The sequence below is a fragment of the Methylobacter sp. sgz302048 genome (assembly GCF_052162025.1).
In the GTDB taxonomy this organism is placed as follows: Bacteria; Pseudomonadota; Gammaproteobacteria; order Methylococcales; family Methylomonadaceae; genus Methylobacter.
This window is the reverse complement of sequence record NZ_CP197401.1, coordinates 4,232,091-4,246,260: the sequence shown is the minus strand read 5'-3', so window position 1 is coordinate 4,246,260 and position 14,170 is coordinate 4,232,091. Positions and strand designations below refer to the sequence as shown.

Genomic DNA, 14,170 nt, shown 5'->3' with positions numbered 1-14,170 from the left:
ACCCTCTGGGGCATAAGTGAATTTGTACCTGCGCGAGCACAAATCTGATGGACTTAACCTGGAAGCCGGCCATTTTGCGCAGCCATGTCCTTCGGAAGGAGCTACTGCCGGTTTGCACGGAAAGGCAGCAGTGCTCCTGGAGAAGATAAGCGCCGGCAATGAATTCTAGCCTCTGTGCGCAGGCTGTATTCAGAATTTATTGCCGATCGATTTCAGAGGCGACAAGCGACGCAACGAGCGGGTATTGCGCCACAGTTTTTCTGTCCGAGGGTGAAGTTTAAACAGCCGAATGATTAATCGTTTCACATCATTGGAGGCTTTGAGCATGATAGAAAGACCGACTATCATGATCGGCAAGCCGAACGGAACCGGCAGCGGGAACAGGATCATTCCTACCACAAAGACGACACTGCCGGTCGTCATCAAGAGAGATTTTCTGAGCACGGATCAAGCCGCCCGCGCATAAACCGGCGTAAGTGTTCCTTCCCGCTCAAGCAGCGTCTGACCTGCTTCCTGCCAGCAGATCAGCGCCAGTTGGCCGCTGTCATGCTCGACCAGGGCTGTGCAGCTCTCCACCCAATCGCCGCAATTGCAGTAGGTTTTGCCGAACTCCATTTGCCTAATATCGGCATGGTGGATGTGACCGCAAATGACGCCATCAACGTGCCGTTTCTGCGCTTCCAGACTCAGGACGTGCTGATAGTTGTCCAGAATGCTGATGATGTTTTTGACTTTATTTTTCAAAAACGCCGACAGTGACCAATGATCGTAGCCCAGAATCGAGCGAATGTTGTTGAACCAGCGATTGACGACGAGCAGTACCTCATACGCCTCACCGCCTATATAAGCCAGCCATTTATTATGGCAGACGATGCTATCGAATTCATCGCCGTGCAAAACCAGAAACTGACGCCCGTCCCGCGTTTCATGCACGGCATTGAGCCGGATATCGATGCCGTTGAAATGCATGCCGGCATGCTTGCGGAACTGCTCGTCATGGTTGCCGGGAATGTAAATAACGCGCGTGCCCTGCTGGGCCTTGCTCAGGATCTGCTGCACAATTTCGCTGTGCAGAGTCGGCCAGTAAAAACCGTTCCTGAATTTCCATAAATCGATGATATCGCCGACCAGGTATAACGTTTCGCAGTCGACATGATCGAGAAAATCCCGCAATTGCTCGGCTTTACAGCCTTTAGTCCCCAAGTGCGTATCCGAAATCCAGACTGATCGGTAGTGTATTGACATAATAACGACCATAACAAAGTTGTGATGGCGCTACCATACGCTTTCATTATTACAGGAAGTTAACGGTTTGATGACGGGTTGGTTACGGGGTGGAGATTATGAATTGGGAAGTGGGTCCGTTGATCTCGGGGTGGCGTTTCTAGTGTGCAAATATTTTAACGAAATAAGATATCACTAATTCATAGGATACAGGCCACATATAAAGAATACGCATCGACCGCGATTAATGAACTTTTCTTATCTGTAAGAGCCAGTTCCGGGTAAAACAAGCAACTGAATTTAATCAGTTAAATATAGCTTAAAACCTTCCTCGAAGAGGAATCTGGAAATTGGAAAGTAGAGCTTGTGTTATCCTACTGATTCCGTCGTTCGATTTTGAACTTATATTCATACTCTTTATCGTCCAATTTAATTACATATTTATATTGGCCGAATTCAGGAATATCAAATGGAACAAACTTCGAAATGAAATTGATACTGCCTTTTTTCCTTTTCTTATCTGAGTTAATACCTCCATCAATCTTGTTATGTTCAAAAAGAGCAGTGCCATTAGGCTGATAAAGACTAACCTCTGTTTCAAAGGGCCCTTCACAATCAATGAATGAGGCAAGAATTGCAATGCCCTGTTGCAGCCTGATTGGGGCATCTTTTGATGGATTCATTTGGCTTTTGGGCATTTCTATGCCTACAGTATCATCAGAAAACAAACCGATAATCATCGGCTTAGTGCCTTCTGAGCGAATATCATCGGCAATAAAAAATTTTACGCTTTCTGGCAATTTTTTTGATTTCATTTCTGATATACACCTAACTGATGTTTGTCTGATATATTACTACCAAGGTCGAATAGCTTTTCAGTCAGTCGACCTTCAATTGTTGTTGAACTACTGTAATAATGATTCCCTTCAGCTTGAACAGCCACCACATAGGTTAATGAGCCATTATTGTAAAGAGATACAATTCCGCTATTTGCCATTACTTTTCGCATATCAGCAAGAATAATTTCTGACATTTCTCTAAAAGCACGTTGGCTTCCTAGATATTGAGATATCGCTGTAACAAGTAATTGATTAATGCTAGTTTCCTCTAGTTCGGCTAACTCGGCTACTTGTTTATGTAATCCGCGAGGAATGCGAAGCGCAATTTTTCCGCTGCATCCATCAAAAGAGACAGGATCGCGAATCTCATACCCATTTGACAATGCAACCTCAACCCATGAGGCAGCCGCCTTATCTAAATTTTTAATTGCATCCTCAGCGGTATCACCTTCCGCAACACATCCGGGGAACTCTTGAATTGATGCGACATATCCACCAGTCTCGTCAGGAGTGAGACGACGAGCGTAAGCTTTACTAAGAATTTCTACTGTTTCCTTAGATATTTTATCAGTCTTCGTCATCATCAATTTTCTCCAATAAGTAAATTTCCCAATCATCAACATCACTTAACAAAGTACTAATAATACTTCGCGCAGTCCCTGGCTTCATGTCTCCCGGATGGTTAGGAATACTCAACGGCGGACTTAACACAGGGTCATGTTCTCTTATATAGGTTGGTTCTTTACCCCGATTTGCTAAAGTTCTGCCTAGCTGCTTCGCAATCGAGATAAAAGCCTCTGGCTTGCGGTTATATGGGGATTTATACATCTCCTGCAACTGACGTTTGATTTTTTTTAGTGTTTTAGCTTCCATAATATTACAGATGATATCACTCAATCGTCAATATCCCCATTTATATAACAACACGGGGGCTACAAATACATATTCAATCTTTACTATTATATGTTGCTTGACTGTAAAAGTGTGAATTGGCGAAATCAACAAAAAAGCGAGGTAGGATGCGGTGAGGCACGAACCGCATCGTTCGAGTCATTCACCTGACGATCCGACAAGTCGATGCCATTACCCCAATTTTCGGCATAAATTCCAGATGAGATGTCACAAACGATGAAAGCTCGAATGCGGCCAATCTTTAACGCATCGCACCCAACCATGCTTGACTGGATTCTAATGAATGTAATCTATGGGTTGCCGATAATTTGTGTCGTTATGAATCAGGTGTTCCCAAAATCGCCGTTGCCATAAACCGCGATCTCCCCACTTTTCGTGGCTTTTGGAAATCCTCTCGCCTTTTGCAATCTGTCGGAAAAAATGCGCCTTGATGAGTCTTTAGCGAGTGAAAAAATCTGGGTCGTCTCCAACGCGATAAGGTGTGCTAGTTCGTAGGATGCTGCCGACGTAAGGCCTGTCCTGAGCGCGGTCGAAGGGGGGCGCATCAACCCCAGCTGATGCGCTTCATCATGCTCAGCACGGTATAATGAACCAGGCAAACAGCGAACGGTTTGCCGCAGCTTTAGAATTGTTAACCCTGAAGAACCTCATCGGTCCGTAAAACATCGCTCTGACTATATTCGGCGATCAAATCCGACACAGCCGTTTCACAAGAACCGCAGCCTGCGCACGCGCCGGTCAGCTTCGATATGCTGTCCAGATCGTCGATGCCTTTATCGATTAGCTCCTTGATTTTCTCTTTGGTTGTGCCGCTGCAGTAGCAAATAAAGTCTTTATCGTCTAATTTAATATCATTCATATCGTGTATTAATTGCATAGGATGGGGCAGGCCCATCAGTGGCGATGTTGTAAACCCAAGCTATTCTACCATGCGGCATGGCACGTGTGGTTCACGAGCCACAGACTTCAACCGATCAAGGCGTTGTAATGGAGCGTTTATAGTTGGTAAGGTCCCGCTCTCGGCCGAAAAGAATGGGCCATCGATATCAATAGACACTTAAATTGCGTTCTCAGGCTTATCCTTTTCAATAAAATAGAGCAGATAAAAACTCCATACGATCAGGTTTCCTGCACAATTGAAGAGCCTCCCGGCACCAATAAACCGGAGGGCTCACAGGTCGTGCTTCACCCTAGAGAAGAGGTCTGCCATGTATACGAAAAGAGTAAGCTTGTACTTTGCAATCATTATGATGCTTAATCCGTTTTCAGGTTTCGCATGGGCCACTGAGCCGAGCTGGAAGGACGATCATGCTTCAGCATTCTCCTTTCTGTTCGGTAACCATATTGACAGCCACCAGCAGAGCCAATTGCTGGATAACGGCGAAATTCTTGGCTTTCTGTATATTGTCTTCACCGGCGAGGTCACGTCCGAAGGCTATCCTGTGGCGCATCATTGCAATGAGGATACGCCCTCCCGCGACTGCGTGATCGGCTGGTTCCTGCATGGCAAACCCGGACAGGCCAAATTTCTCTACCATAACGCTGACCACCCCGTCTGGCTGGTAAACAGCCGCAACGATATCCCCCAGCCCGGCAGCTATGCGCATTTCCACTGGATCACGGGCCAGAGCACCGATTCGCGCCCTGTTACTGATCCTCGCTGCAATGCGATGATGCCCGAGGAACTTGAGCCGGGAGCCAGCTGCCTAGGCTATTTTCTGGAACTCAAGGCCTTGAAAAGATTTGCCTTTCAGCATGGCGGCGAACGGATTCTGGTTGATCCGGGCGTCGATATTGCCACCCATATGAATGTCGTTGCCAGCGTGCCGGAGAACGGCGGCCGCGAGCATTAAGCCTAGTTGCCGTCAGAGTGACGACCTGGATCGCTTCATCGAATTTTGCCATCTGAACCGGCGTCGCAAGAATTGATCAAACACTTTAACCTCAACACAAGGGAGAGCACCATGAAACTACTCAAGAGCGCAGCCTTAATTCTTTTTGGATTCAGCGTCAATGCCGTTGCGGCAGAGGATCTGGTTAAGAAAGCAAGCGACGCGGGCCTTAAGCCTATCCCGCAAAACCATGCCGAACTCTTCAAGCTGATCGACAACCCCGACAATCCGATCAACAAGGATAAGCTTGATCTGGGCAAAAAGCTCTATTTTGATCCCAGACTCTCCAAGAGCAGCCTGATCAGCTGCAACACCTGTCACAACCTGGCCATGGGCGGTGTTGACGGCATTCCTGCGGCCATCGGACATAAATGGCAGCATAATCCCCATCACCTCAACTCGCCGACCGTCTATAACTCGGTCTTCAATGTCAAGCAGTTCTGGGATGGGCGAAGCCCGAGCCTGGAAGAACAGGCCACAGGCCCTATTGAAGCGGGTCCGGAAATGGCCATGCCGGCAGGACTGGCCGTGGAGCGCATTTCCTCTATTCCTGATTATGTGAATAGCTTCCGGAGGGTCTTTCCCGGTCAGCAAAATCCGGTGACGCTGGAAAATATCGGTAAAACGATCGGCGCGTTTGAACGCACGCTGGTCACCCCCTCCCGGTTTGACGCCTTTATGCACGGCGACGACGACGCCTTGAACGCCAAAGAGAAAGAAGGCCTTAAAGTCTTCATCGATAAAGGCTGCACATCCTGCCATAACGGCGTGGGTATAGGCGGCGGCTCCCTGCAAAAATTCCCTGCCGTCAAACCCTATAAATACGCCAGTTTGGGCGATTTCGTAGGGGATGCCAGCGGGATGGTCAAAGTGCCGTTGCTCAGGAACGTCGCCGAAACTGGCCCCTATTTTCATAACGGCGCGGTATGGGATCTGAACGAGGCGGTCAAAATCATGGGAGAAACCCAGCTGGGCGTTACCTTGACTGACCAGGAGGCAAACAGCATCGTCGCCTTCCTGGACAGTCTCACCGGCAAGAAGCCTGACGTGCATTACCCGGTGCTTCCCGCTTCTACCGCCAAAACCCCGAAACCCCAGGCTGACTGATACCGGGGGAGCGGCATTCATTATGCCCGTATCACTTGGCTTGATGACCAGGCTGTCTTGATTGAATGGCCTGGTCCAGTGTCAGAAAGCGCATCGACGGCAATTGATGCGCTTATCCTGTTGGCGGCAAGATTATCTGCATCAAGCGGCCTATAACTACATGCGCCGCTTGATCGATATGGCGCCGCGTATCTCGCCGGCCTTGTAACCGGTCGCCTTGTCTTCCGGATATTCCTTCGCCAGTACCGCCTTCACGCCTTCCGGGATGTCGTTCGGCGTCCCGTGGCATTGCAGGCACATCGGCTGGGTCGGTATCGCTTTCATATACCGGAACCAGCGCCCCTCAGGCGCCTGAACGATGGCGATTTTTTCTATCTCGGCGGCAGGCTTGCCATCGTGAAATTCTCTGTCGAAATCTTCCAGGACTTGTCGCTCCCATTCATCCGGCAATCCTACTAACGGATTGCGGTTCTTCAGGGAGACGCGCTTGACCACCCGGCCGTCTTTCGAATAGCCGGCAGCGATCTCCGGCGCGATACGCTTGCAGATGCCGATCGCACTTTCCGCGTTGCCGGCTTCCAACTGTTTTTTCAAAGTGCCGCCCAATGTCTGCATGAATTCCTTTGCGATATTGCGGCTTTCCTCCAGATACGGCATTTGATCCGTTTCGCTATCCGCCGGCCCGGCAAACGAAGTCGCCGAAACGATGAAAATCAAAACACTTTTTGCAATGAATTTGGGCATTTTTCTTCTCCTGGTATTGAATATTCGTTATAACCCTACGTAATCCGGCAGCCAGAACGCGCTGAATCAATCGGCTCATTCAACAAGCCGTTTAGACAGCTCAGCCGGTATTTCATCACTTTTTTTATCTGTATTCGATTCGATGTTGAATACGTTATCGTTACGGCCTAGGAGAACATACAGAAAGAGCGCCCGAGCGTTCGGTCGATATCTATCGGAAATGGCATTGGCAGTATTGCAGCCACTCTTGGGCCGGCCATGACCTGCCGCTGGATGACGGGCCATGGGTGGCGCCAAATTGAAGGGCTGTGGATGGGTGCCAGCTTCAGCGGACAGGAAAGACCATAAAAAACCGCCTGCGGCTTACCCGGCAGGCAGGTATATGGTGCGGCAATAGCGTTATGCTGCAGCTTGAGCGCGTTTGCGATTAAAACCCAGCAATCCGGCCAGGCCCGAACCAAACAGCCAGACAGCCGCAGGAATCGGAACTTGAGACACTGAGGCATCAACAACGATGTTATCCAATTGCAGGAATGGCCCGGGTGTAGTTAGAGGCGTCCAGGAAATCTGTGAAAGGCCGAATTGATTAAATGTGAAAGTTTGCAAACCTACCAGATTATCCAGGGTAACAGTGGTTTGAAGAGTTGAAGAATCACCAAACAGGAAATTAAACTGAACATCTTCTGCTATCCCGTTGTTGTAGATATCCGCTAGATCAATGGAATTAAAATCAAACAGACCTCCGCCGATTTTTGTGAGGGTCATCGTTGAGCCGCCATAATTGTGGCTAAGGGTATTGCCTCCCGGGTCAGCATTATGTTGAGACCACCAGTTACCTATATTGTTACCCCAGAACACGAGGCCATCATGGTTATTTTTACTGTTGGATATCTGGAAGCCATCCTCTTGGTAAGGATTGCCATTTCCAAAATGGGAACTTGGGTCGACATCGAAATCAATAACGGCAGCCTGCGTGGCATTCATCCCGAATAGAGTCGAAAAGAGTACAGCAGAACAAAATATCTTCTTCATTAATAATGCCCTAAATAAACAACAACTTTAACCCCCACTATTTGTTTTTGGTCTTAGTAGGCTGAATAGGAGAATATCAGCTTAGTCAATACTCGTCTATTATTTTTGTGACGAGCTTCACATTAATTTATTTGCCTAATTGATTTCATAATTCAATTAGTTTGTACAACCACCTCAGTAAGCAATATCTAACACAAGAAATCAGTAAATATTGAAAATGGGGTAATTATTATTCAGTGGAACAGACGATAAGAGATATTAGGGTAAGAGCAGCCATGCATCACAGCGAGCATCTTTTCAGCAGTCCTGTAAATCTGTCATAAAACTGTCACCTGTTTGTCACGGAATTTACTCGTAAAGTGATTATTCTGTCTGGATTTACAGTGAGCGAGGATAGCCAGATGAATAAGTTACAAAAAGATATTTTTACCGGTCTATTTGTCATTGCCGCCGCTTTCGGTTTAATTTACGGTCAATTGATAGCCTTTATGAGCATCGCTCAGCAGTTTATGGCTCACAATTAGGCTGATGCTTTTTTGAAACCCATCAAAATCTTATTAAGACTGCTAACTATCTATATGGACGTAATGGATATGACCGCATGGAGCAATTGGCAATGATACGGGAGTTTCTTCATGCTATTTGCAGCAAAAATGCCTTATCCACTGTCTAGCTCAATTAACGCACAAGCACCACAAAGTATCACATGCTGAAAGTCTGGATTTATTGCTTATTAACCCTTGTCCTGTCAGGCTGCACTCCGGCGGAAAACATCAGGCCGGAGAGGGCGGCGGTCAAAAACGTGATCCTGATTATCGGCGACGGCATGGGCCCGCAGCAGGTCGGCTTGCTGTTGTCGTATGCGCGGCAGGCGCCTCACAGTGTGATAGGCGACCGGATTACGGCGTTAGACCGCATGATGGAGCATGGTCGGCTGGGCATCTCCATGACCTATACGGCCAATGCCCTGGTGGCCGATTCGGCTGCATCGGGCACGCAGCTGGCGACAGGGCGGCCGGCCGGTCCGGAAATGCTGGGGCTGGACCAGGACGGCAACCGCCAGGAAAACATCATCGAAAAAGCTCGGCGCATGGGCAAGTCTACCGGACTGGTTTCGGACACGCGCATGACGCATGCGACGCCTGCCGCATTTGCCGCGCATCAGGCTCACCGCAGCCAGGAAAATGATATCGCCGAAGATCTGCTGGCCGCGCAGGCCGATGTCATGCTGTCGGGCGGCCTGGATTACTGGATTCCGCATCAGGGAGCGACTCCGCCGCTGCAACTGATCGGCAATGGACTTGCCGTCAAATCAAAACGCAAGGACAACAAAGACCTGTTGAAACAGGCCGAGCAGCAAGGTTATGCGCTGGCTTTCAATAAAGCTCAGCTGCAACAAGCCAAAGGCAAAACGCTGGGTTTATTTGCCGGCTCCGCCATGCCGGACGGCATTACTGAAACGCGGCTTAGAAAGGATGCGAGCCATGCGCAGCCCACTCTGCGCGAAATGTCGGCCAAGGCGCTGGATATCCTGGACGACAATGAACGCGGCTTCTTTCTCATGATTGAAGCCGGGCAGATCGACTGGGCCTCCCATCGCAACGATACGGGCCTGCTGCTGCATGAAATGCTGCGCTTCAATGACATGCTGAATTACGTACTGGACTGGGCGGCAAACCGGCAGGACACGCTGATCATCGTTACGGCCGATCATGAAACAGGCGGCTTCGGTTTCAGCTATTCGGCCGAGAACATTCCGCAACCGCGCAAATTGCCCGGCGCCGTCTTCGCAAACAGTCAGTTCCAGCCCGGCTTTAATTTCGGCAGCCCCGAGGTGCTCGATAAACTGTACGCGCAACAGCTCAGTTATCACGATATTTTTAAACAGTTCGACACCTTGCCTTTGCCGCAGCAGACGCCGTCAAAACTGGCCGAGCTGGTCAATCGCTACACCGAATTCAAGATTACCGAGGCACAAGCCGTGGACATTCTGGCGACCGAGGACAATCCGTTCTTTCATGCCGGCCATGGCGTTCTGGGCGCTAGGCGCGTGCCCAGGATAAATAGCAACGGAGCGTTTTTCGTCTATCAGCAGGACAATCGCGAAAACCTGCTGGCGCGCGCTGTCGCGGCCAGTCAGCAAGTGGTCTGGGCAAGCGGCACGCATACCAGTACCCCGGTCTATGTGTTTGCGCAGGGACCGGAAGCCGGCATGAAACCTTTTGCAGGAATTCTACATCATACGCAGGTAGGCCGACTGATCAGCGATGCGTTGTATTGAGCCAAACCGACGCTACAGGAGATACCATTGACAGCATATTCTTATCGCTTTTTTGCAGCTGCAGTGACTGTCCTGAGCCTGGCGGCGATAAGTTATAGCGCTGTTTATTGGGGTGATTCAGACAAGCTTGAATCCTTTAAGCTGGTTGGCATCTTCCCATCCGAGCCCCGTACCGCAGTGGCTTTTAACGAGAGAATCCTCGCATCGCCTTTACTGGATATGTCTCAAGGCAGGCCTTTGCTGATTGTCGCGGCATCGAACGGCATTGTTGCGATTCAGGATGCCGACACAGGCGCGCTGGCGTGGCAGATTGCAGTGCCTGTTCCCGATGGCCAGCAGGTGGAGATCGCTTCGACGCCGGCGTTGATCGGCGACAAGCTGGTCGTGCTTTATCAATGTCTTGAACAAGGCCGGCGCACGAGCCACCGTATCGCCGTTATTGATCTGTCCCGGCGACAGGTACACAAAAATTTTCCGGTGCTGATTTTATCGGCAGAACTGCCGGCAGCTGACGGCGCCGCCTCCGTAAAATTCAATCCGCCTACGGCTTATTCGCACGCGGCGGTCAAACATGCGGTTAAACTTGGGGGCGAGCTGGGCTATGTCTATGCATCTTTCGGTAATGCAGGCGATGCCCAGCCCTTTCACGGCTGGATTTTCGAAATCGACATGGATGCCTGGCAGCAACAAGGCGCGAAGCCGGCAGTCAGCAGTGTGCTGGTGACGACGCCGGAGGCCGAATGCCCGATCACGACGGTTTATGGAGGAACAACCGAGATGATCTGCGGCGGCGGCATCTGGACGCCGGCCGGCCCGCAGATTTATCAGACCGGCGATGGCTTCGAACTGCTTGCGCCGACGGGCAACGGGCAGGTGGATCTGGCCCGGCGCGACTACGCCAATGCCGTGATGCGCTTGAAGCCGGGACTGCAGTTCGACCCCGGCTGCGATACCCGGTTGTGCGCCAATTTCAATCCGGGCAATCCGTCCGCGGACTGCATCGCATCCTGCAAGAATCTGTTCATACCGCGCCTGCCGGATCATAGCGCTCCATTGCGGCCGCACGGCGGCGAGTGCGACGATAAAACCTTTTGGGAGTGCCTGGCGCGCATGGATTATGATCTGGGTTCAAGTGCGCCGATAAAGGCGGAGCTGCAAAACGGCGCTTCGGTGCTGGTGCAGCCGGCCAAGGACGGCGGCGTCTACCTGATTGACGCAGACCATCTGGGCATGCAGTACGACCGTTTGCAGATCGTCGATCTGTGCGGCACATTGGACGATGGCTGTACAGCGCCTTGGCGAGGCATGATAGTCACGCAGCCGGTCATGGCTTATATCGACCGGACGCCGGTTGTCGTTATCGCCACGTTTGTCTCCGACAAAACGCATCCGGCAGGCTTGGTCGCCCTGAAAATCGTGCTCGAAAATGGCCGGCCGCAATTCAGGCGGCTCTGGCAGTTTCCTGATCCGAAAACGCCGGAAGCCGTGCAGGCTTTCAGGAGTCATCCCAGTTTGCCGGTCATCGCTTCGTCAGGTAAAAAGGGCGAGCCCTATGTCTGGGTGGTCGATATTGAACGGCATGGCGTCATCTACGGCGTGCGCCTGAAAGACGGCGCGCTGGTGGCCAAAGGCATCATGCAAGGCACAGGCCGTCCCTTGTCCATGCCCATTATCCACGATAATAAGCTTTATATTGCTTCCGATGAGCCGGGCACGAACAAATTCATGATGGAAGCCTATCGGATCGAGCCGGCCGACTAGGCGTCATTCAAGCCGCACGAAGCAGCTTCAGCAGCGCTTCCGCGGCAGGTTCCGACGAGGCCGGGTTCTGGCCGGTCACGAGTTTGCCGTCCACCTCGATATAAGGCGCCCAGTCAGCAGCCCTGCCGTAAACGGCGCCCCGCTCCTTCAGCCGGTCTTCCAGCAGGCAAGGCACGACGGATGTCAAACCTACTGCCTCTTCTTCAGTGTTCGTAAACCCGGTCACGCGCCTGCCTTTGACGAGGTATTCGCCGTTCTTCCCATGCACATTCACCAGCGCAATCGGCGCATGGCAGACTGCCGCGACGGGCTTGCCGGCTTTCACGAAATGCTCGATCAGCGCGATGGCGTCGGCGTTGTCGCACAGATCCCACATCGGGCCGTGGCCGCCGGGGAAGAAGGCGGCGTCGAAACCGCCCGCCGACACGTCGGCCAGCTTTTGCGTGCGGGCAAGTTCGGCCTGTGCGGCGGCATCTGCATGAAACCGTCTGGTGGCTTCGGTCTGGTTCTCGGGCAGATCGCTTTTCGGGTCAACCGGCGGCTGGCCGCCTTGGGGTGATGCCAGCGTGATCGTCGCTCCGGCATCCTTCAGCACGTAATAGGGCGCGGCGAACTCTTCCAGCCAGAATCCCGTCTTTTCGCCCGTATCGCCGAGCCGGTCATGGGACGTGAGTACAATCAGAATCTTCATAGCAAACCTCCTGCTGTTTGGTTGCCCAGATTGTTAAAACCATTAGACCGGTTCGATAAGCAACATTTCATTGCCGCCCCGTTGAAATTCATAAGGAACGCGCCTGAGCTCTGCGCCAAAGCCTTGGCTTTCAAGGCATTGCATTATGAATTCCAGATGGGGTGAGCGGGTTCCGGCCAGCGTCAGCAATGGAAATACTCGCACTTGGCGGGCTACGCGCAGCATTTCCTTTAAAGCCTGAAGGTGAAATTCGGGCGATAAATGGTCGCTGTACAGGAACAGGAAATGCGATGACAGCGCGATATCGAAGCTGCCGTTTGCAAACGGCAGAGACGGTAATTCCGCGGCAATATAGTGGCCGTCACTTTTGCCGCTTTCGTAATCCGACAGGAACGCGTCCATGGCGGACATGCGGACGCGTCCGAGCTCTTCAACTGAAGCGATGGCCTTCCAGATGTAGTCGGCCTGGTTCTTGCGCATTTGCGCCATTATCATTTCATAAGTCGCCAGGATGCGGCTTTTAATTTGCGCCGCGTCAAATGCATAGATCGGGTCGACTGAAACGATGCGGCCGCCGCGCCGGGTCAGTTCCGCATTGAAGCCGGCCGGGCCGTCGCCGCAGCCGAGAATGGCAAGTTTTAATTCGGTGTCCGTAAGATCAAACATGGCGACATATTCCTCGTAGGAACGCCCCCACGGTACGATTTTTTCCAGTATTAAGCCCATTGTCGTCATTTATTTAATTAAATAACTGATGCTACGCAGTTAGTTGAGGTTTAATAAAGTGTCGCTAGCGCGACGGTTTTATTTGATCGGGTTTATCGCGCCCGAAGGCGAGCTGCTTGCTTTTAACAGTCTGTGTAGGCTGGGTTGGAGCTTTAGCGGAAACCCGGCATGGGCGGCCAAAATGCTGGGTTTATCAACCCCGCCTACCGCCGCTAAAAGCTGCGGTGCTCGGCGCGGCAAACGGAAAAAGGTGCCCGTCGTAACATCAGTTAAATAATGAGAAATTTTTGACTGCCTTGCAGTTGCGGCAAAAAGCCTGATAACGAGGGTTTAGCGCTTTTTGCCGCGCGAGAAAGGACTCGGGTGTTGCTGCTACCTAGTCACTACCGGGCAAGGGGCGAATTGGCAAGAAGGCGGCTGACGGCTTACATAAGAACCATCGGGGCAGATTTTTACGTCCATCGTGCAGAAAGTGGAATCGCTGCCGCCGCCGACATTGCCGTTGTCAGCTGTCCCGCAGCTTGGAGCGAGTTCTACATTATAGAAGGTTCCTGCTTTGGGGCTGATTGAATGCAATTGATCGATAAAAGCGTCAAACTCTGCATCATCTGTATTGAAGCCCGCTTCGGCGCACAGGGACAAATTGCCTTCGACGGGAATAGGCAGGCCGGCTCCCGGACTATTCACAATGAATTTATCGACAGTCTTACTGGCGACCGCATGGCCGATGACCTGACGGACTGTCTGCACAGCGGCTTCATCGAGAGCGCCGCCAATGCTGCCGATGGAGACATTAACCGCACGATTTTCAGCAAAGGCGGATGCGCTGATCGACAGCGCCGATCCGAGCAAAAGCAGGCAAGCATAGTTCTTCATTTTTATTTTTCCTTTAGAGATTGAAAAACAACAAGTTGAATAGGTCCTAGTTTGAAAAGCCGGCAACGACAAGGCCAACTCATGG

16 protein-coding genes are annotated in these 14,170 nt (G+C 51.2%); 5 read left to right on the top strand and 11 right to left on the bottom strand.

Going from position 1 to position 14,170, the window contains the following annotated elements; translation table 11 throughout:
- Window positions 1-189: 189 nt before the first annotated feature.
- From ACTNE6_RS19045 to ACTNE6_RS19020, 6 genes are all read right to left on the bottom strand, one after another.
- Window positions 190-423 carry a hypothetical protein gene (locus ACTNE6_RS19045; RefSeq protein WP_442499720.1) on the bottom strand — a complete coding sequence of 78 codons (234 nt, stop codon included), beginning with the start codon at window positions 421-423 and terminating at the stop codon, window positions 190-192.
- A gap of 24 nt (window positions 424-447) precedes the next feature.
- Complete coding sequence (locus tag ACTNE6_RS19040; protein ID WP_442497895.1) at window positions 448-1,245, bottom strand: UDP-2,3-diacylglucosamine diphosphatase; 798 nt, start codon at window positions 1,243-1,245, stop codon at window positions 448-450.
- Between the two features lie 353 nt (window positions 1,246-1,598).
- Entirely contained in the window at window positions 1,599-2,039 is a 441-nt protein-coding gene (locus ACTNE6_RS19035; protein ID WP_442497894.1) for a DUF6941 family protein, read from the bottom strand.
- Window positions 2,036-2,647, bottom strand: coding sequence for a type II toxin-antitoxin system HicB family antitoxin (locus ACTNE6_RS19030; RefSeq protein ID WP_442497893.1), 612 nt, complete (start codon window positions 2,645-2,647; stop codon window positions 2,036-2,038). The genes ACTNE6_RS19035 and ACTNE6_RS19030 overlap by 4 nt, the downstream gene beginning before the upstream one ends.
- Window positions 2,631-2,960 carry a hypothetical protein gene (locus ACTNE6_RS19025; protein ID WP_442497892.1) on the bottom strand — a complete coding sequence of 110 codons (330 nt, stop codon included), beginning with the start codon at window positions 2,958-2,960 and terminating at the stop codon, window positions 2,631-2,633. Before ACTNE6_RS19025 ends, ACTNE6_RS19030 begins: the two co-directional genes overlap by 17 nt.
- A gap of 646 nt (window positions 2,961-3,606) precedes the next feature.
- Entirely contained in the window at window positions 3,607-3,834 is a 228-nt protein-coding gene (locus ACTNE6_RS19020; protein ID WP_442497891.1) for a (2Fe-2S)-binding protein, read from the bottom strand.
- A 349-nt stretch (window positions 3,835-4,183) separates the two neighbouring features.
- Between ACTNE6_RS19020 and ACTNE6_RS19015 the strand changes: the two genes are divergently transcribed.
- A complete protein-coding gene (locus ACTNE6_RS19015; protein ID WP_442497890.1) occupies window positions 4,184-4,828 on the top strand; it encodes a hypothetical protein in 645 nt (214 codons plus the stop codon).
- 111 nt (window positions 4,829-4,939) lie between these two features.
- Window positions 4,940-5,974 carry a cytochrome-c peroxidase gene (locus ACTNE6_RS19010; RefSeq protein ID WP_442497889.1) on the top strand — a complete coding sequence of 345 codons (1,035 nt, stop codon included), beginning with the start codon at window positions 4,940-4,942 and terminating at the stop codon, window positions 5,972-5,974.
- A gap of 156 nt (window positions 5,975-6,130) precedes the next feature.
- Here ACTNE6_RS19010 and ACTNE6_RS19005 read toward each other — a convergent pair whose 3' ends face one another.
- Entirely contained in the window at window positions 6,131-6,718 is a 588-nt protein-coding gene (locus tag ACTNE6_RS19005) for a Tll0287-like domain-containing protein (RefSeq protein ID WP_442497888.1), read from the bottom strand.
- Between the two features lie 399 nt (window positions 6,719-7,117).
- Window positions 7,118-7,750 carry a VPLPA-CTERM sorting domain-containing protein gene (locus ACTNE6_RS19000; protein ID WP_442497887.1) on the bottom strand — a complete coding sequence of 211 codons (633 nt, stop codon included), beginning with the start codon at window positions 7,748-7,750 and terminating at the stop codon, window positions 7,118-7,120.
- A gap of 401 nt (window positions 7,751-8,151) precedes the next feature.
- Between ACTNE6_RS19000 and ACTNE6_RS18995 the strand changes: the two genes are divergently transcribed.
- The 3 genes from ACTNE6_RS18995 to ACTNE6_RS18985 all read left to right on the top strand — a co-directional run bounded on the left by ACTNE6_RS18995 (window position 8,152) and on the right by ACTNE6_RS18985 (window position 11,792).
- Window positions 8,152-8,274 carry a hypothetical protein gene (locus ACTNE6_RS18995; RefSeq protein ID WP_255528734.1) on the top strand — a complete coding sequence of 41 codons (123 nt, stop codon included), beginning with the start codon at window positions 8,152-8,154 and terminating at the stop codon, window positions 8,272-8,274.
- 182 nt (window positions 8,275-8,456) lie between these two features.
- Complete coding sequence (locus tag ACTNE6_RS18990; RefSeq protein ID WP_442497886.1) at window positions 8,457-10,031, top strand: alkaline phosphatase; 1,575 nt, start codon at window positions 8,457-8,459, stop codon at window positions 10,029-10,031.
- 27 nt (window positions 10,032-10,058) lie between these two features.
- Window positions 10,059-11,792, top strand: a complete 1,734-nt coding sequence (locus ACTNE6_RS18985; RefSeq protein WP_442497885.1) for a hypothetical protein — start codon at window positions 10,059-10,061, stop codon at window positions 11,790-11,792.
- A gap of 7 nt (window positions 11,793-11,799) precedes the next feature.
- Here the strand turns inward: ACTNE6_RS18985 and ACTNE6_RS18980 are convergent, their stop codons facing one another.
- The 3 genes from ACTNE6_RS18980 to ACTNE6_RS18970 form a co-directional block, all read right to left on the bottom strand.
- Window positions 11,800-12,483 carry a type 1 glutamine amidotransferase domain-containing protein gene (locus ACTNE6_RS18980; protein ID WP_442497884.1) on the bottom strand — a complete coding sequence of 228 codons (684 nt, stop codon included), beginning with the start codon at window positions 12,481-12,483 and terminating at the stop codon, window positions 11,800-11,802.
- Window positions 12,484-12,525: 42 nt separating this feature from the next.
- A complete protein-coding gene (locus ACTNE6_RS18975) occupies window positions 12,526-13,209 on the bottom strand; it encodes an SAM-dependent methyltransferase (protein WP_442497883.1) in 684 nt (227 codons plus the stop codon).
- A gap of 372 nt (window positions 13,210-13,581) precedes the next feature.
- The gene (locus ACTNE6_RS18970; protein WP_442497882.1) at window positions 13,582-14,085 is read right to left on the bottom strand and encodes a hypothetical protein; all 504 of its coding nucleotides are present in this window, start codon (window positions 14,083-14,085) and stop codon (window positions 13,582-13,584) included.
- Between the last annotated feature and the right edge of the window lie 85 nt (window positions 14,086-14,170).